The organism is Herbaspirillum sp. CF444, assembly GCF_000282135.1.
Taxonomy (GTDB): Bacteria; Pseudomonadota; Gammaproteobacteria; order Burkholderiales; family Burkholderiaceae_D; genus Herbaspirillum.
Genome location: NZ_AKJW01000118.1, coordinates 19060 through 36838, shown reverse-complemented (window position 1 = coordinate 36838; position 17779 = coordinate 19060). Strand labels below are relative to the sequence as shown.

At 61.3% G+C, this 17779-nt stretch carries 16 protein-coding genes; 11 read left to right on the top strand and 5 right to left on the bottom strand.

What is annotated here, in order from left to right:
* Positions 1-13 precede the first annotated feature (13 nt).
* Together fmdA and PMI16_RS24350 are read left to right on the top strand one after the other, a co-directional pair.
* A complete protein-coding gene (fmdA, locus tag PMI16_RS24355) occupies positions 14-1192 on the top strand; it encodes a formamidase (protein ID WP_007884558.1) in 1179 nt (392 codons plus the stop codon).
* An 80-nt stretch (positions 1193-1272) separates the two neighbouring features.
* The gene (locus PMI16_RS24350) at positions 1273-1569 is read left to right on the top strand and encodes an FmdB family zinc ribbon protein (protein ID WP_007884554.1); all 297 of its coding nucleotides are present in this window, start codon (positions 1273-1275) and stop codon (positions 1567-1569) included.
* Between the two features lie 11 nt (positions 1570-1580).
* Here PMI16_RS24350 and PMI16_RS24345 read toward each other — a convergent pair whose 3' ends face one another.
* Complete coding sequence (locus PMI16_RS24345) at positions 1581-2549, bottom strand: AraC family transcriptional regulator (protein WP_237719944.1); 969 nt, start codon at positions 2547-2549, stop codon at positions 1581-1583.
* A gap of 178 nt (positions 2550-2727) precedes the next feature.
* Between PMI16_RS24345 and PMI16_RS24340 the strand changes: the two genes are divergently transcribed.
* Positions 2728-3573: an oxidoreductase gene (locus tag PMI16_RS24340; protein ID WP_007884550.1), complete on the top strand. Its 846-nt coding sequence runs from the start codon at positions 2728-2730 to the stop codon at positions 3571-3573.
* Between the two features lie 231 nt (positions 3574-3804).
* The gene (locus PMI16_RS24335; RefSeq protein WP_007884549.1) at positions 3805-4059 is read left to right on the top strand and encodes a hypothetical protein; all 255 of its coding nucleotides are present in this window, start codon (positions 3805-3807) and stop codon (positions 4057-4059) included.
* A gap of 84 nt (positions 4060-4143) precedes the next feature.
* On the opposite strand, the gene PMI16_RS24330 is transcribed toward PMI16_RS24335, so the two are convergent.
* Positions 4144-4587: a winged helix-turn-helix transcriptional regulator gene (locus PMI16_RS24330; protein WP_007884547.1), complete on the bottom strand. Its 444-nt coding sequence runs from the start codon at positions 4585-4587 to the stop codon at positions 4144-4146.
* A 162-nt stretch (positions 4588-4749) separates the two neighbouring features.
* Between PMI16_RS24330 and PMI16_RS24325 the strand changes: the two genes are divergently transcribed.
* Positions 4750-5520: an SDR family oxidoreductase gene (locus PMI16_RS24325; RefSeq protein WP_007884545.1), complete on the top strand. Its 771-nt coding sequence runs from the start codon at positions 4750-4752 to the stop codon at positions 5518-5520.
* 107 nt (positions 5521-5627) lie between these two features.
* Here PMI16_RS24325 and PMI16_RS24320 read toward each other — a convergent pair whose 3' ends face one another.
* A complete protein-coding gene (locus tag PMI16_RS24320) occupies positions 5628-7733 on the bottom strand; it encodes a TonB-dependent receptor family protein (protein ID WP_007884541.1) in 2106 nt (701 codons plus the stop codon).
* 361 nt (positions 7734-8094) lie between these two features.
* On the opposite strand from PMI16_RS24320, the gene PMI16_RS24315 reads away from it, so the two are divergent.
* Positions 8095-8808, top strand: a complete 714-nt coding sequence (locus PMI16_RS24315) for an SDR family oxidoreductase (protein ID WP_007884539.1) — start codon at positions 8095-8097, stop codon at positions 8806-8808.
* A 78-nt stretch (positions 8809-8886) separates the two neighbouring features.
* Positions 8887-9474 (top strand): class I SAM-dependent methyltransferase, encoded by a 588-nt coding sequence (locus PMI16_RS24310; RefSeq protein WP_007884534.1) that lies wholly within the window; start codon positions 8887-8889, stop codon positions 9472-9474.
* 19 nt (positions 9475-9493) lie between these two features.
* On the opposite strand, the gene PMI16_RS24305 is transcribed toward PMI16_RS24310, so the two are convergent.
* Both PMI16_RS24305 and PMI16_RS24300 read right to left on the bottom strand, forming a co-directional pair.
* Positions 9494-10873, bottom strand: a complete 1380-nt coding sequence (locus PMI16_RS24305; protein WP_007884533.1) for a sensor histidine kinase — start codon at positions 10871-10873, stop codon at positions 9494-9496.
* Complete coding sequence (locus tag PMI16_RS24300) at positions 10849-11511, bottom strand: response regulator (RefSeq protein WP_007884532.1); 663 nt, start codon at positions 11509-11511, stop codon at positions 10849-10851. The genes PMI16_RS24305 and PMI16_RS24300 overlap by 25 nt, the downstream gene beginning before the upstream one ends.
* Before the next feature lie 526 nt (positions 11512-12037).
* Between PMI16_RS24300 and PMI16_RS25580 the strand changes: the two genes are divergently transcribed.
* The 4 genes from PMI16_RS25580 (at position 12038) to PMI16_RS24270 (ending at position 17692) form a co-directional block, all read left to right on the top strand.
* Positions 12038-14728, top strand: a complete 2691-nt coding sequence (locus tag PMI16_RS25580) for an aminotransferase class V-fold PLP-dependent enzyme (RefSeq protein ID WP_085942300.1) — start codon at positions 12038-12040, stop codon at positions 14726-14728.
* Positions 14700-16190, top strand: a complete 1491-nt coding sequence (locus tag PMI16_RS25105; RefSeq protein ID WP_007884529.1) for a hypothetical protein — start codon at positions 14700-14702, stop codon at positions 16188-16190. Before PMI16_RS25580 ends, PMI16_RS25105 begins: the two co-directional genes overlap by 29 nt.
* Before the next feature lie 78 nt (positions 16191-16268).
* Positions 16269-16901, top strand: a complete 633-nt coding sequence (locus tag PMI16_RS24275; protein ID WP_007884527.1) for an ABC transporter ATP-binding protein — start codon at positions 16269-16271, stop codon at positions 16899-16901.
* Positions 16898-17692 carry an ABC transporter permease gene (locus PMI16_RS24270; RefSeq protein WP_007884526.1) on the top strand — a complete coding sequence of 265 codons (795 nt, stop codon included), beginning with the start codon at positions 16898-16900 and terminating at the stop codon, positions 17690-17692. Before PMI16_RS24275 ends, PMI16_RS24270 begins: the two co-directional genes overlap by 4 nt.
* Positions 17693-17779 lie beyond the last annotated feature (87 nt).

Genomic DNA, 17779 nt, shown 5'->3' with positions numbered 1-17779 from the left:
GAAGGAGAGTCGCATGCAACACTTCAAGATCAAGCCCGGCGTACCGCTGGCAGAGCAGCCTGAACTCGGACACAATCGCTGGCATCCCGACCTGCCTTTCCTGTCGTCGGTCAAGCCCGGCGAAGCGATTCTGATCGAATCGCTGGACTTCCTCGATGCCCAGATCAAGGACACCGACGACGTCGCCGACGTCAAGAACGTCGACCTCACGCGCGCGCATCCGCTGACCGGTCCTTTCCATGTCGAAGGCGCCGAGCCTGGCGATCTGCTGGTGATCGACCTGCTCGACATCAAGCCGGTGACGCCGGTCGGTTTCTCGGGTGTGTTCTCCAAGGAAAACGGCGGTGGTTTCCTGGCGGATTATTTCCCCGAGGCCGACAAGGCGATCTGGGATCTGAAAGGCTTGTATGCCACCTCGCGCCACATTCCCGGCGTGCGCATCGCCGGCCTCACGCATCCGGGCCTGATGGGATGTTTGCCGTCGCACGATCTGCTGGCCGAATGGAATCGCCGCGAAGCGCCGCTGGCCGCCAAGGGCCTGGCCAAACCGCCGGATCCGAGCACTGCCGTGTTGCGCGGCCTGACCGGCGCCAAGTTCGACGAGATGGCCAAGGTCGCGGCGCGCACCGTGCCGCCGCGCGAGCATGGCGGCAATACCGACATCAAGGATCTGTCGGCCGGCACGCGGATTTTCTTCCCGGTGTATGTGAAGGGGGCGGGCTTCTCGATGGGCGACCTGCACTTTTCGCAAGGCGACGGCGAAATCGGTTTCTGCGGCGCGATTGAAATGGACGGCGTCAGCCACGTCGGCTTCGATCTGATCAAGGGCGGCATGGCGAAGTACAACATCACCTCGCCGATTTTCATGCCGAGCGTGGTCAAGCCGCACTACGAGCAGTGGCTGACCTTCGAAGGCATCAGCGTCGAAAACGGCGTCAACTATTACCTCGACGCCACCGTCGCCTATCGCCAGGCTTGCCTGAAGGCGATCGACTACCTGACCCACTTCGGCTACACCGGCAGCCAGGCCTACATGCTGCTGACCGCGGCGCCGGTGGAAGGACGCATCGGCGGCATCGTCGATATTCCGAACTGCGCGTGCACGGTGTCGCTGCCGACCTCGATCTTCGATCAGGACATCACGCCCAAGGGGATGTTGAATGACAAGTCGTATTGGGGGCGAAAACCTTAGTCGTTTAGTCCAATCGCGGATGGAGGTCTCACTTCGTCCGCGATCCTCGCGTCAAAGCAATTTTCACACCGGAGCAGAACATGCCCTTATACGATATCCGCTGCAGCCACTGCGAAGGCATCTTCGAAAAATTCCTCAACATGCAGGCCTTGCATGGCCAGGTTGCCTGCCCTTACTGCAAAACGGATACCATCGCCGCGCCATTGCTGACAGGAGGTCGCGTCGGCTTGCAGGTGACGGAGCGCTGGCGTCCGCGCAACGGCGCAGAACAGCTGGCCGGGCAGGGTGCCGCGGGACCGGGCGCGCATGCAGGCGCGGGGCGCAGCAGCGTGCTGCACAATTGCAAGGGGCATAGCTGCAGCATTTGTGCGACGTGAGATTTTCGCAATCAATGTGAGGACACAAACTGCGCGCCGTCATCCTGCGGCGGCAGTGTAAAGCTCTTGCGCATGCGTTCGACTTCATCGACCGGCGTACGGCCGAACAGGCGTTTGAATTCGCGGCTGAACTGCGATGCGCTTTCGTAACCGACTTGCGCGCAGGCGGCGCCCGCCGTCATGCCGTTGCGCAGCATCAGCAGGCGCGCCTGATGCAGCCGCGTCGATTTCAGATACTGCAGCGGCGAGGTATCCGTCACGGTCTTGAAATGGGCATGGAAGGTCGGCACGCTCATGCCGGCTTCCCTGGCCAGTTGTTCGATGCCGAGCGCTTCGTCATAGCTGCGGTGGATCATGCTGATGGCGCGCGAGATCTTGCCGAACTGTCCTTGCATGGTCAGCGCGGCGCGCATCGATCCTCCTTGCTGACCAGTCAACACGCGGAAGTAGATTTCGCGTCTCAACGACGGACCCAATACTTCCGCTTCCAGCGGATTGCTCATGGCTTCCAAAAAACGCAGCACGGAACTGCTCAGCGCCGTCTCCATCGGCGTTGACACCATCCCACGCGGTTTGGCGGCGCTGGGGCCGACGCATTCATCGATCTGCATCATCAATTCTGCCGCGACCTTGAAATCCAGACGCAGGTAGATCGCCAGCATCGGCTCCTTCTCGCTGGCGTCGGTTTCCATCGAAAACGGCACCGGCACCGATACCGCCAGATAGTGCTGAGCGTCGTACAAATACACTTCCGAACCGAGATGGCCGCGTTTGCGTCCCTGCGCCACGATCACGATGCCCGGCTCGTACAGCACCGGCATGCGCTTCAGCGGGCGATTCGAACGCAGGAAGCGCACGTCCGGCAGCGGCGACAGGTTGTAGCCTTCCAACGGCGTCAGCGCCGCCAGCAACTCGACCATACGTTCGGCCATGCGGCGACGGATTTCCTTCGGCGTGCTGAGCGGCAAGGAGGTTGGCATGTCATTGAATCCGGCAATTGGCAATGCCGCCACTGTGCCATTGTTTTCCTGTATTTGCAGGTGTCTCATAGAATCAGGCAAACATGCGAGAAGAACCGGCAGCTTCAGAATGCGTGGAAATCGATAATGGCCTGGTCGATTTTTGTTCTTGTTTTTCACGCACAGCAAAGGAATTGCCATGTCTGCATCCAAAACTTTTTTTATCACCGGCGTCAGCAGCGGCTTCGGCCGCGCCTTGTCGCAAGCTGCCATCGATGCCGGCCATCGCGTGATCGGCACGGTACGCAATGCCGCTGCCGCAAGCGATTTCAAAGCGCAGTTTTCAGCAACGCCGGGTCGCGCATTCGCACGTATTCTCGACGTCACTGATTTTGCCGCCGCAGAAAAGATCGCGGCCGATGTTGAAGCCGCCATCGGCCCGGTCGACGTGCTGGTCAACAATGCCGGTTACGGTCATGAGGGTATCTTCGAGGAGTCCGGCATGGATGCGTTGCAACGTCAATTTGACGTCAACGTGTTCGGCGCGGTGGCGGTGACAAAATCCTTCGTGCCCTTCATGCGTCAACGCCGACGCGGCCACATCATCAACATCACCTCGATGGGGGGCTTCATTACGATGCCGGGAATCGCGTATTACTGCGGCAGCAAGTTCGCGCTGGAGGGAATTTCGGAGACGCTGGGCAAGGAACTCAGGGCCTTCAATGTGTTTGTCACTGCCGTGGCGCCGGGATCGTTTCGTACCGACTGGGCGGGGCGTTCGATGGTGCGTTCGCCGCGCAGTGTCGCCGACTACGACGCGCTGTTCGACCCCATCCGCAATACACGTGCAGAGCGCAGCGGCAAGCAGCCGGGCGATCCGCGCAAAGCTGCGCAGGCGATGTTGACGCTGGTGGATAGTCCGTCGCCACCGGCGCATTTGCTGTTGGGAAGCGATGCATTGGGACTGGTCAGGAAGAAGCTGGCGGAGCTGACGCAGGAGCTGGCGCAATGGGAAGTGCTGACGTGTTCGACGGATGCCGCGTAGATTGAAACAGCGCAATCGGAGACGCGTTCGGTGATGACGGCATGGCAAATTTATTTCTTGGCAATGTCTGACAAACTGCTGAATCTTCTTACAGATTAATACAACTTTACCGTCTTCGTTTTGTGGTCTTTCTTCGTTAAGAGGGTAACAGCCTTGTTGCGTCCGGCGTCTGCCCGGGCGGTTGATATAGGGCTGACATCATTGTCCGATTTCCTAACGAGGAGCAAAAAGATGAATACCCGAATGATCAGGATCGCAGGCTTGTTGTCGGTGGCGGCCGTGGTGGTAGCCGTCAGTGGTTGCGTGGTGACGCCGCCATCGGTGCGCCCGGCGTATGTCGAACCGGCTTACGTTGCGCCACCGGGCGTGGTGTATGTGCAGCCGACCTATGCATCGCCCGGACCGGGCTATGTCTGGGAGTATCACGCCCACTACGGTTGGGGTTGGCGTCATCCGCAATACGGCTGGCATCGCGGCTGGCGTTGAGTTGATGACGATGGCTTGAATGTCGTCGCTTGCCTTCCGCTCTGCATTCCATGAAAGGAATGCAGGGCGTTTTCATTTCTGCATTTACTTTACCGTCTTGTCATTCGCTCTCTGATCGAACTCGCGGCGCGCCTGTTCGATGCTTTGCAAGTTTTCTGCAGCCCAGATCCATACGCCGCAAAATGCTGCGCCCAGGCTCATGCCGAGCCCGGTCAGCTTGTATTCGACGCGCGGCGGCACCACCGGATGTACGGTACGAATCAGCAAGCCGTCGCGTTCCATCTGGCGCAGGGTTTGCGTGAGCATCTTCTGGCTGATGCCGCCGACCAGTTCGCCGATGCGCGTGAAGCGCGACTCGCCGTGTTCCGATAGTACTTCCAGAATCAGCATGGTCCATTTGTCGGCGACGCGGCCGATCACTTCGGTGACGAGCGCTTCCAGGCGCGGATCGATTTCTTGCGGCGGCGCTTGCGTAATATAGTAGTGCGCCTTGGCAATTTGTTCTTTGGTGGGCGGTGCGATCTTCATTTTCTGGCTCTCCTGTTACTCTCTTTTCGGTAACTCTCGCACTTGATAGTGCCTACTTTCTAAAAGAGAGTGTAGTCCATATACTGGGTTTCAGCGGGTTTTCTGGCAAGCGAAACTTGTCGCTCATCCATCGATCATCATCGGACTCACCCAGGAGCAGTCATGAAACTGAAGAATAAAACCATCCTCATCACCGGCGGCAGCAGCGGTATCGGCCTTGAGTTGGCGCGCCGCCTGATCGCGCTCGGCAACACCGTGATCATCACCGGCCGCGATAGCGAAAAGTTGCACGCGGCAAAACGCGTGTTGCCGCAAGTGCACGCCATTCAGAGCGACGTCAGCGACGCCGGGGCGATTGCCGCCTTGCACGCACAGGTGACGGCGCAGTTTCCCGCCTTGAATGTATTGATCAACAATGCCGGCATCATGCGCAATCTCGATCTCAACGACACGCGTCACGGCGTCGCCGACATCACGCGCGAAATCGACATCAATCTGAGCGGACCGTTGCGCATGGTGCAGCAATTCCTGCCGCACCTGAAAGCGCAGAAGGATGCCGCCATCATCAACGTGTCGTCGGGACTGGCGTTCGTGCCGTTCGCTTCTTCACCGGTGTACAGCGCCACCAAGGCTGCACTGCATTCCTACTCGCAAGCCTTGCGCGTGCAATTGCGCGGCAGCAGCGTTGCGGTGATCGAACTGGCGCCGCCGGGGACCGAGACGCCCTTGTTCCGGGACGAGTTCAAGGAAGAGGTGAAGGACATGAAAGCGATGGACGTCAAAGTGCTCGCTGAACATGCGATCAAAGGCATCGAAGCCGGCAAGCTGGAAATTCGTCCGGGTCTGAGCAACGTGCTCAAGCTGATGAGCCGGCTGGCGCCGGAGTTCATGCTGAATCAGCTGGCGAAGAGTTTCAGGCCGTCCCGGATGTGAGCTGACGCGAGGTGAGGCAAACCGCACGGCGCCGACGGGAAGGGGCCGAAGCCGAAGTACGCCGGGCTTTGCGTACTTCGGTTTGTATCATGGCGCCAATCAAACTATCAGAACGCGTAGCGGCCTTGCACGTAGATCGTGCGGGGGGCGCCGACCATGCGGCCGGGATTGCCGTCGATGTTGCGCGTGTAATAGCGCTTGTCGGTCAGGTTGTTGACACCCGCCATGACATCGAAGCCCTTGGCGTTGGGGATCTTCCAGCTGACTTGCGCATTCCAGGTGCGGAAGCCGGGGATCTCGCCGACGCTGCCGTCGGCACTTTCCGTAATGGTATTAGCGACATCCATGAACTGGCGGCTCTGATGCGTGGTCGACAGATTGAACGCCCACGGACCCGTCTCGTAACGTGTGCCGATGGTGTCGGTCGTGCGCGAATAGAACGGCACGTCGAGACCGGAGGTCGTCCCCGACTTTTGCAAGGCGCGGGTGTAGGCATAGGTCGCGTACAGGCTCAGGCCGCGCAGGGCGCCGTCTTTGTCGAAGCTGTAATCGACCGAGGTTTCGACGCCGTCATGCTGGGTCTTGCCGATGTTCTGGAAGAGTGCAGGATTGGTGCCCGGGATTTGCGAGATCTGGTTGTCGAAGCGGATGTCGAACACGGTGACTTCAGCCGACAGATTGTTGCCCTTCCAGCGTGCGCCGGCTTCCACGGTCTTGGCCAGTTCCGGCGACAGCGGATTGCTGGCCGACAGCGAGTTGAGCTGGGTGTTCTGCACCACGCCGAAGGACGTGTTGTAGTTGGTGAACAGCGTCAGCTCGGGCGAATACAGGTAGGCCACGTTCACCGACGGCAGCGGCTTGTTGTTGGTGACTTCGAACTTGCCGTTGGTGGTCGAATCGATGCGGCTGGAGTTGATGTGCTCGTAACGCACACCCGGCGTAATGCGCCATGCGCCGAAAGCAATCTTGTCGTCGATATAGAGCGCATGCGCATCGGTGCTGTTCTTGAATGAAGAAACTGCACCATTGACACCGGTTGCGATGGACTCATTGTAGGTCTTGTCGGTGCCGCGCTCGCCGATGTAGCGATAGCCGACGGTCACGTCGTTGGCGACTTTGCCGGTGATGAAGCGTTGCGTGTAGCGCGGTTCGATGCCGGTGGTCTGGTAGTCTCGCGGCTGATGCTGGTAATTGGTCGTGGAGCTGCCGATCAGCACGCTTTGGCGGAAACTTTCGACGAAGTAAGTGCGGATTTCAAATTCCCTGGTGTCCGAGATCGTGTTCAGATAGCCGAGGTCGATGGCCTTGCGGTTGCCCGACCAGAAGTCGTGCTTGCGCGTGTTCTGGAACGGATTGGCATTGTACTGCGCGACTGTCAGGCCGCCCGGCGTGCGGGAGAGCACGTCGTAGTAGGACACCTTGCCGTAGATCTCGGAGCTCGGATCGATTTCGAAGCGGAACTTCAACGCGAAATCGTTCAGGCGCTCGTTGCTGTTGTCGCGCCATCCCGATCCTTCCGAACCGGAATACAGCATCGCCAGGCCGAGGCCGTTGTCGAGCTGCGTGCCTGCAAAAGCGCTGTACTGCGTGCTGGAGCCGCCCTGGCCGAAACTGTTGTAGCGCACGCTGGCATCGCTGGTCAGGCCCGGCTGGTTCGGGATCGAACGTGTCTTGAAGTTGATGATGCCGCCGACGTTCTGGGGACCGTAGCGCACCGCGCCGCCACCGCGCACGACGTCGATGGATTCGATGTTGTTGAGGCTGAGCGGCGCAAACGAAATTTGCGGCTGGCCGTAGGGCGCCACCGCCATCGGCAGGCCATCGAGCAGGATGGTCGAACGCGGAGAATAGCGTCCGGTCAGGCCGCGTACGCCGATATTGAGCGAAATGGCGCTGCCGGCCGTGCCGGAATTGTCGGTTGCCTGCACGCCGGGAATGCGGCGCATCACGTCGCCGATGCTGACGGCGCCGGTGCTTTCGATTTCGCTCTTCTTGACCACGGTGCGCGCTCCCGGGAAAGTCTTCACGCTTGTCTCGAGGCTATTGCTGCCCAGCCAGTCGCCGCTGACCTGGATGGACTCCAGCGTGTTGGGCGTATCAGTCGTTGCCTGCTGTGCATACGACGCGCCGGACAGGGACAACAAAGCGGTTGCAATGGCGACGGCGCAGCGGCTCGGCGTCGCGACGGAGCGCGGGAGAGTAAATGGAGTCATGGTCGTTTCGGTTGATATAAAAGCGAGTGGTGCTGCCGGCGTGCGATTAAGGGGCTCAGGCAGACATGTAAAAGTATTCTTTGGATATGTAACTAAATAAGAATCATAACCATTTGCATCTTCGATACCAAGCAGAACATGCTGCCTGGTATGGCCTTGAAGAGCGTATGCGGCCTGCTATTGGTCAAAGTGTTGCGAAAAAATCACAGGTTAAATACGCGAGTTAAAAACAACTGTGGAAAACCGCAAATCGTTTCTCCTGCGGTAAAAGATGACGCCCGGCAAGCCGGCGGGCGATCGTGTACGCTGTCGCCTGCGATCGAAGCTTGCAGATTTCACAAATTCAAAAGGCGGAGCAGCAATGAACACAACATCCTCTACAAAAGTCGCCCTGGTCATCGGCGGCGGCAGCGGCATGGGCGCCGGCGTGGCGCAAAGACTGGCGGCGGACGGATTCGGCGTGGCCATCCTGTCGTCGTCAGGCAAGGGCGAGGCGCTCGCCGGAAGCCTTGGCGGCGTCGGCGTCACCGGTTCGAATCGTTCACCGGACGATCTGCAAAAAGTGGTGGACGCCTGCATGGCCCGCTGGGGGCGTATCGACGTGCTGGTCAACAGCGCCGGTCACGGTCCGAAGGGAAAAGTGCTGGAGCTGAGCGACGAAGAATGGCTGCTCGGCATGGAGGTCTATCTGATGAACGTGGTGCGCACGGCGCGCCTGGTCACGCCGCTGATGCAACGGCAGGGCGGCGGCACCATCATCAATATTTCCAGTTTCTCGGCGGTGGAGCCGTCGCAGTCGTTCCCGACGTCCAGCGTGTTTCGCGCCGGCCTGGCAGCCTATGCCAAACTGTTCGCCGACAAGTACGCCGCCGAGAACATCCGCATGAACAACGTCCTGCCGGGCTTCATCGACAGCCTGCCGGAGAAACCGGGCATCCGGGAACAGATCCCCATGGGACGCTACGGCAAGGTCGCCGAAATCGCGGCGCTGGTGTCGCATCTGTCGTCGGACGATGCGGCCTACATCACCGGCCAGAACATCCGCATCGACGGCGGCATCACCCGCTCGCTGTAACAGGACGAAAGTCGCTGCCGTCCGGCAAGAACAGTGCAGTGCGGCTATCATGACCGGATTCAGAGAAGGAGATGCGCTATGGATAGCCAGACATTGCATGCCTACGACAGCAACGCCGCGTCCTTTGCCGACGACTGGCTGGCGCAGCCGGCGCCGGATGACATGTATGCGCTGCTGAGTGAACATTTTGCACCCGGCCCGACGGCCGACATCGGTTGCGGCGCAGGGCGCGATGTCGCCTGGCTCAATGCCAACGGTTTCGATGCGGCAGGTTATGACGGTTCTGCCGGTTTGCTGGAAGAGGCGCAGCGGCGTTATCCGACATTGACCTTCGAGAGCGCCCTGTTGCCGGCGCTCGACGGCGTGCCGACCGGACAGTTTCAGAACGTGCTGTGCGAGACCGTCATCATGCATCTCGATCCCGGTGATGTTCCTGCGGCGACCGCTCGCTTGTTGGCGCTCCTTCGTCCCGGCGGCACCTTGTATCTGAGCTGGCGCGTCACCGACGATGCGTCACAGCGCGACAAACATCAGCGCCTGTACGCGGCCTTCGATGCACAGTCCGTACTGGATGCCTGTGCCGGCCATCACGTGTTGTTCAACAAGACGGAAACCAGTCTGTCTTCAGGAAAAACCATACAGCGGCTGATTGTCAGGAAACCCTGAGCGAGGCACGAAACGCGCTTCAGGCCGTTGGAAAACGGCCGGGAAAGCAGACCGTCACGCGCAGGCCGGAAACGGTCTGGCCGGCGTCCTTCATATTGGCAACGGAAATGCTGGCGCCGTTGCGATCCAGAATCGCTTTGACGATGGCCAGCCCCAGTCCTGATCCCGATTCGCCGCTGCCGAGCACGCGGTAGAAGGGATCGAAGATACGCTTCCGGTCTTCGTCCGACACGCCGGGGCCGCTGTCTTCGATGTCGATCAGCACCTGGTTGCCGTCCTGGCGCGCGCTCATGACGATGCGGCCGTATTCGGGCGTGTAGCGGATGGCGTTGTCGACCAGGTTCTTGATGACGACGACGCAGTCGAACGCATGTCCGTGAAACCGGGTCTCGCGGTCGGCGCGCACTTCGATGTCGAGCTTCTTGGCTTCGACCATCGGCATCAGGTCTTCCAGCACCTGTTTGAACATGTCTTCCATCGGGACCTGCGACAAGGGCTGCTGCGACTGCCCCTGCGGACTTGCCTGCGAACGCGCCATCAGCAGCAATTGCTCCAGCAACGTGCGCATGCGCTGCAGGCCGCCGCGCAACGCGGACAGCCGTTCCGTGGCCGGCGGCGGCAGATCGATCTTGGACAGGTTCTCCGCCTGCAGCGACAGCGCCGTCAGCGGCGAGCGCAATTCGTGGGCGGCATCGGCGACGAAGCGTTTTTGCATCTCCATCGATTTTTCCACGCGCAGCAGAAGCGCGTTGATGGACGAGGTAAAGGGGCGGATCTCCGCCGGCACGTGGCGATCATCCATGGCGCCCAGGTCCGCTTCGCCGCGCCGGTCGAGATCGCCCGACAATTTGGCGATCGGCTTCAACATTTGCCGGATCAGCACGTTCACCACAATCAGCAGCACCGGCATCAGCACGAGGAACGGCAACACCGTGCGCAAGCCGCTGCCGTGCGCGATCTCGTCGCGTACTTCGGTGCGCTGGCCGACCACCAGCCGGTCTCCGCTGGGCAGGTTGCGGATGAACAGCCGCCAGGCGTGATGGCTGGACTGGAAGGTCTGGATGCCTTCGGGCAAATTCGGCGGCAGACTGAGTTTTTCGTCATGGCGCACGGAGATTTCAGAGCCGTGTTTGCCCATTACCTGCACGATGACCTGGGATTCCGGATCGGCGGTTTCTTCGGTAATTTCCGTAATCACGAATCCGGGCGCGGGGCGTTGCTGCTCCATCAGGCCGGCGATCTGGCGCAACTGATCGTCCTGGAATTCATAGGCTTCATTGAAGGCGCCCCGGAACGAAAAATAACCCCCGCCCAGCGCGGCGACGACGATCACCAGCGACAGCCAGAACAGCAGTTGCGCTTGCAGCGAATGCGTTATTTTTCTTTTGAAACCATCCATCCCAGTCCCCGGACATTCTTGATGATCTGGTTGCCCAGTTTTTTGCGTATGGAATGAATCAGATATTCCACGGCATTGCTTTCGACTTCTTCGTTCCAGCCGTAGATCCGGTCTTCCAGATCGCGGCGCGACAGAATGGCACCCGGACGCAGCAGCAGCGACTGCATCAGGGCGAACTCGCGTGACGACAAACGCAGCGTATTGCCTTCGAAAGTGATTTCGCGGGTGGAAGGAATCAGGCTGATGGCGCCGTTGGTCAGGATGGGGTTGCCGCTGCCGCCGTTGCGGCGCAGGACGGCGCGCATGCGCGCCAGCAATTCCCCCATTTCGAACGGCTTGATGACGTAATCGTCGGCGCCGCCGTCGAGTCCGCGGATGCGGTCTTCCAGCGCATCGCGCGCGGTGATGATCAGGACCGGGACCGGCACCTCGCTCTGGCGAATGTGGCGCAGCACTTCAAAGCCGTCCAGATGCGGCAGGCCGAGATCGAGCAGGACGACGCCATATTCCTGGGCCTTGATGGCAGTCTGCGCGGCGCGACCGTCATTCACCCAGTCGACGGCATAGGCCGCGTCCCTGAGGGCCTGTTCGATCGCTTGCGCAATCATCTTGTCGTCTTCCACCAAAAGCACTCTCACGATGCGCCTCGCTCCTTGTCCCGAAAAATGTCCGATGGCCGGACGAACCCGGCCATTCGGCCGCACGCCATGCCGACTATACAGCGCTGGCGGCTTCCCTTGTCCATGCGGCGGGTATTGCCGGAAATACGTCCGTACGCCGGATTCCGCAGTCTCGAGCTTGCAGGGTAAGCGAGAAAACTTAGCTGCGACTGAGGAAATGACTTATGTAATCGGGAGCAGAAAAGTTCGGGACAGGCAAAGCGAGGTCCAGGCTTTTCGTCAATTAAGCTTTGCTGCAGCCGCAGTGCTGGTTTTCCTGTCGTCGCTCTTCATGTACGAGCGTTTCCGTCTTGCCGGCATGATATTATTTATCTCTCTGTGATGTCGGTCTCGACGGCGTTTGTCGGACTCTCGTTGACCGGGATCGATCAGCACATCAGTGCAGCGCATGCAACAAGGCCAGGGAGGGCTTATGGCGGTACCGGAGTCGATCTCCTCATTGGACCCAGCGGACTGGAGCGATCTCCGGCAGCAGGGACATAAAATGCTGGACGACATGTTCGACTACCTTGAAAACGTCAGCGAGGGCCCGGTATGGCAACCGATTCCGGATGCCGTGCGCCAGGGTTTCAGCGAACGCCTGCCCATGCAGGGCAGTTCGCTCGACAGCGTTCATCAGGTCTTCATGCAAGACATTCTTCCCTATGCCGTCGGCAACGCCCATCCCGGTTTCATGGGCTGGGTCCACGGCGGCGGCACGCCGGTCGGCATGCTGGCCGAGATGCTGGCCGCCGGCCTGAACGCCAATCTCGGCGGCCGCAATCAGATTCCCGTGGAGGTCGAACGCCAGATCGTGCGCTGGATGCGCGAGCTGTTTTCCTTTCCCGACGGCGCCAGCGGCTTGTTCGTCACCGGCACCTCGGCCGCCAACCTGATCGGCGTGCTGATCGCGCGGCGCCGCGCCTTCGGTGTCGAAGTCCGCGACGACGGCACGCAGACCGGCAGCAACGTGGTCGCCTACACCTCGATCGCCGCCCACGCGTGCATCGAACAGGCGATGGACATTGCCGGCCTCGGCCGCAAGCACCTGCGCAAGATTCCCATCCAGGCCGACGGCGCCATGGACCTCGCGGCGCTGGAGCAAGCCATCGCCGCCGACCGCGCCGCCGGCATGCAGCCTTTCCTGGTGGTCGGCACGGCGGGGTCGGTCGACATCGGCGCCATCGATGACCTCGAAGCCATCGCCGCGCTGGCGCGGCGCGAGCAACTGCATTTCCACGTCGACGGCGCATTCGGTGCGATGGCCATGCTGTCGCCCACGCACGGCAAGAAGCTAAAAGGCATAGCACAGGCCGACACCATCGCCATGGATTTCCACAAGTGGCTGCAGGTGCCTTACGACGCCGGTTTCCTGTTGGCGCGCGACGGCGAACTGCACCTCAGCACCTTCGACGACGAGCAAAAGACCTATCTGGCACGCGACACGCGCGGCATCGCCGCCGGCTCGCCCTGGCCGTGCGACCTCGGACCCGATCTGTCGCGCAGCTTCCGCGCGCTCAAGACCTGGTTCACCTTCAAGGTCTACGGCGCCGCCAGACTGGCGCAGGTGATCGACCACAGCTGCGGGCTGGCGCGCTATCTGGAACAACGCATCAAGGCCGACCCGACGCTGGAGATGATGGCGCCGGTCAACCTGAACATCGTCTGCTTCCGCCTGCGCGGCACCGCGCAGATGTCCGATGCGGCGCTTGACGCGGTCAACCGTGAACTGCTGATCGCCATCCAGGAATCCGGCGTCGCCGCGCCGTCGTCCACCAAAGTCAACGGCCGTCTCGTCATCCGCGCCGCCCTCTTCAACCACCGGAGCATCACCGCAGACATGGATAAACTGCTCGACGCCATCGCGCGCCTGAGCCGTGACCTCCTCGCTGCGCACACCATGAGCCAGAACATCCAGCCATCTTTGCAGGACCTCACGCCCCGGTTCGATCCGGATTCTCCCTACCTGATCGGCTTGGCGAAGCTGCTGACCGCCGCCTATTTCGACGTCGATCTGGGACCGATCGGCAATACGCTGATCCAGCACCTGCAATCGGCGCCGGACGATCACAAGGCCATGATGGATCTGTCGACGATTCTGTACATCCGCGGCAATGACGAAGTTGCCGCGGCGACGCAGCTCGACGCCATCCAGATGCAGCAGCTCTACCATCTGCCCACCGCTGCCGGCGGCAAGCCCGGTTTGCGTCTGCTGGCGCTGATGGTGACCGGGGACTTCATGGCCAATACGCCGCTGGAGTTCATGCTCACCGGTTCCGACGTGGCGCTCGACGTCTTGTACGTCAAGCCCTACGGCGACCTGCCGACCGAATTGCCGCCGCACGACGTGCTGTTCGTGGCGGTCGGCGAATCCGACATGACGCGCGACCTGCTGGAAGAATTGTGCGAAGCCGTGGACGGCTGGAACACGCCGCTGCTCAATCATCCGCGTCCCTCGCTGGACCTGTCCCGCGATCGCGTCGGAGAACTGCTGCAAGACAAGCCCGAGCTGTCGATACCGCTGACCGCGCGCGTCGATCGCTACGACCTGGAAGAATTGCAGAACGGCGCCGCCGCATTGACGAGCTTCCTGTCGGACGGCGAGTTCCCGCTGATCATTCGCCCTATCGGTTCGCACGCCGGCAAGGGCCTGGAAAAGCTGCTCGCGCCTGCCGACATCGCGGCCTATCTGGAAACGCACGACAGCGATGAATTCTTCATTTCGCGCTTCGTCGATTACAGCAGCGCCGACGGCTTGTTCCGCAAATACCGCATCGTGCTGATCGAAGGTCGTCCTTTCCTGTGCCACATGGCCATCTCGGAAAACTGGATGGTGCACTACCTCAACGCCAACATGACCGGCGAGAACAGCTTCAAGCGCGATGAAGAAGCCGCCGTCATGCGCAACTTTGATCAGGACTTTGCCGAACGCCATCAGGCTGCATTCGACGTGCTGAACCGCAGCTTTCCGCTGGATTATTACGGCCTCGACTGCGCCGAAACCAAGGACGGCCGCCTGCTGATTTTTGAAGTCGACACAGGCATGATCGTGCACGCGATGGATCCGGTGGACATGTTCCCCTACAAGCAGGACAACATGCGCAATGTGTTCGCTGCTTTCCAGAGCATGCTGCACAAAGCCAAAGCCAGACAATCCGGTAACGCCGATGCCAGCACTCCCAGCCAAGCCGGGTAAGCTGTCGCCTGCCTCCGCCCTGCTGTTGCAGGGCGGCGACGACAGAATCCGTCTGCTCGACGGCGAGGCCTTCAATAAATACGGATGCCGTCCCTATCCGGTCGCGGACTGTATCGATTTCAGTTCGTCGACGGCATCGCACGTATCCGCCTCCACCTTCGGCGCGCTGGAGTCGCTCCAGCGCCGCCTGGAGGAAGCGGTCTCCGCATCTTCGTCCGAACAGGTGTACGCGCAGGAGCTGCGGCAACTGCGCGCGCGTTTTCTCTCGCTGTGGGATTTATCGACAGCGACGACGGAGATGATCTTCTCCGCCTCCGGCACGGACGCGCATCTGATCGCGGCGAGTCTCGCGCAAACGCTGCATGAGGCACCGCTGCACGCCATCATGATCCAGTGCGAAGAGAGCGGCAGCGGCGTTGCCGCGGCATTGTGCGGCCAAGCGTTTTCTTCCCGCACCGCCACCGGCGATGTCCCGCCTGCGCCTGAGTCCGCGGCCGCCGCCGGCACGTCCTTGATCCACATCGATCTGCGCGCAGCCGACGGCACTGCCCGTCCCGGTGCGGAAGTCGATGCCGATTTCGAGCGTGCGGCCGAGCATGTGCTGGAACAGGGTTTGCCGGCCCTGCTGGTCGCGGTGGACGTATCGAAAACCGGTCTCGCGGCACCGGGCATGGAAGCACTCGCCCGATTGAAAAATCGCTGGGGCCGGCAACTGACGGTGCTGGTCGACGCCTGCCAGTTCCGCCTCGACGGCGCGGCGTTGCACGCGTATCTGCAACTCGGCTGCATGGTCGCCGTCACCGGCTCCAAGTTTTTCGCGGCGCCTTCGTTTTGCGGCGCCTTGCTGATTCCGTCAACGCTGGGGCAAGAGCTGCGGGCGCGGACCATGCCGGCCTTGTTGCGCAGCTATTCCCGCAGCGCAGAGTGGCCGGCGCATTGGCCGGGCAGGGACGAACTCACGCGTGTTCCCAACATGGGTTTGCTGCTGCGTTGGGAGGCGGCGCTGCAAGAGATGCAGAACTTCCTGCAAGTGCCGGCGAATGATGTCCGGCGCATCGTATCGGCATGTGCGGCGGCCGTGCAAAACAGGCTGTCGTCGGATCCGCATTTTCAGGCGCTGGACAACAGCGCCGCAGCATCGGCAGCGAAGAAACCGCTCACCATCCACGCCTTCATTCCCTGTAGACCGGCTCCGGATCGCAAGATGCTGGAGCGCAGCGAAGTGGAGCGCCTGTACCGGACTTTGCAAAACACGGTACAGGCCGACGGGCGCAGGTATCTGCTGGGCCAGCCGGTGCAATGCGGCGGCCCCGGATCGTCTCCGGCATGGGCCTTGCGTCTGTGCCTGAGCGCGCCGCTGATCGTCAACGCCTATCGCGGCGGCGAGGCCGGCGTGAGCGCGCTGATCGAACAGGCGCTGGCTTGCCTGACGGCAGTGGCGGCGACCATGGACCGGTTGTAAGCTGCCGGCATTTATCGGGCAGCAGAAACGGATTCACCCCAGCTATCGCCAGGCCGGAATTTTTCTTCATCCATGAACATGAATCCGTCATCCATTCAAACTGCTGCCGCGCAGACCGAGGTGCTCAAAGCGGTCGACCTGCATTCGGTGCGCGCCGGTCCGTATTCCTTCACGCTCGCGCGCGGCCGCTGCCTGGTCGTCAGCGGTCCTTCGGGCGCCGGCAAAAGCCAGTTGTTGCGCATGATTGCCGACCTCGATGAAAACGCAGGCGAGATCAGTTTGCATGGCGTGCCGCGTTCGCAGATCTTTGCACCCGACTGGCGTCGCCAGGTGGTGTATCAGTCAGCCGAGCCGGCCTGGTGGGAGATCCATGTCAAAGACCATTTCCAGCAAGCGCAGCTGACCGATGCGAGCGCCTTGCTGGCGCAGCTGAATCTGCCGGCGGATATGCTCGACGCCGAGGTGTCGCGGCTGTCCACCGGCGAGCGCCAGCGCATGGCGTTGATCCGTTCGCTGCTCGTCAAGCCGGCGGTGCTGCTGCTGGACGAACCCACGGGCGCGCTCGACGAGAGCAACACGGCGGCAGTGGAAGCCGTGCTCAAGTCGCGGCTGCAAGCCGGGCTGGCGCTGGTTCTGGTGACCCATTCGGCGGAACAGGCCGGGCGCCTGGCCGACGACAGACTGCACATCGCCCGCAAGGAGGCGCCATGACCCTGCAGCCCATTTCCGCAGCCGACCTCGCCATCGCGTCGGTGCTGGTGATCATCAATGCCGCGATTTCCGTCTCGCTCGGCTTGCGCCTGCACAAGCCCGTGCTGCTGGCCGCCGCGCGCATGGTGGTGCAATTGCTGCTGGTCGGCCTGTTGCTGCGCTACGTGCTGGAATCGAAGTCGCCGTTGCTGACGACGCTGGTGATCGTCGCCATGATCCTGGCCGCGGCAAGAGAAGTCACGGTGCGGCCGAAATGGCGTCTGAAGGGTTGGCAGAGCTACGGCATCAGTACCGCCATGGTGAGCGCGACGTCGATCGCCACGGTGCTGCTGGCGCTGCTGACGGCGATTCGTCCCTCGCCCTGGTACGATGCTCATTACGCCGTACCGCTGATGGGCATCGTGCTCGGCAGCGTGCTCAATTCGGCGAGCCTGGGGCTGGATATTTTCTTCGGCGGCGTCACCGCTTCGCGCAACATCGTCGAAGGCCGCCTCGCACTCGGCGCCACCCGCTACGAAGCGCTCGCCCCCTACATGCGCAACGCCATCCGCAGCGGCCTGATTCCCGTGATCAACCAGATGTCGGCGGCCGGCATCATTACCTTGCCGGGCATCATGTCGGGCCAGATCCTGGCCGGCGTCGATGCGGTCGATGCGGCGAAGTACCAGATCCTGCTGATGTTCATCCTCGCCGGCGGCAGCGGACTGGCCGCCACCGGGAGCGTATACCTGGCAGCGAAAGCGGTGACCGACGAGCGGCATCGACTGCGCTGCGACCGGTTGAGGAACTAGGGCCTGTCAGCAATCAATTTGCAAGATGCGTTGTTGCCCGCAAGCGTGCCGGCAAGGCGTATTTCGTCCGGCGCTTTGCCTGTTCTT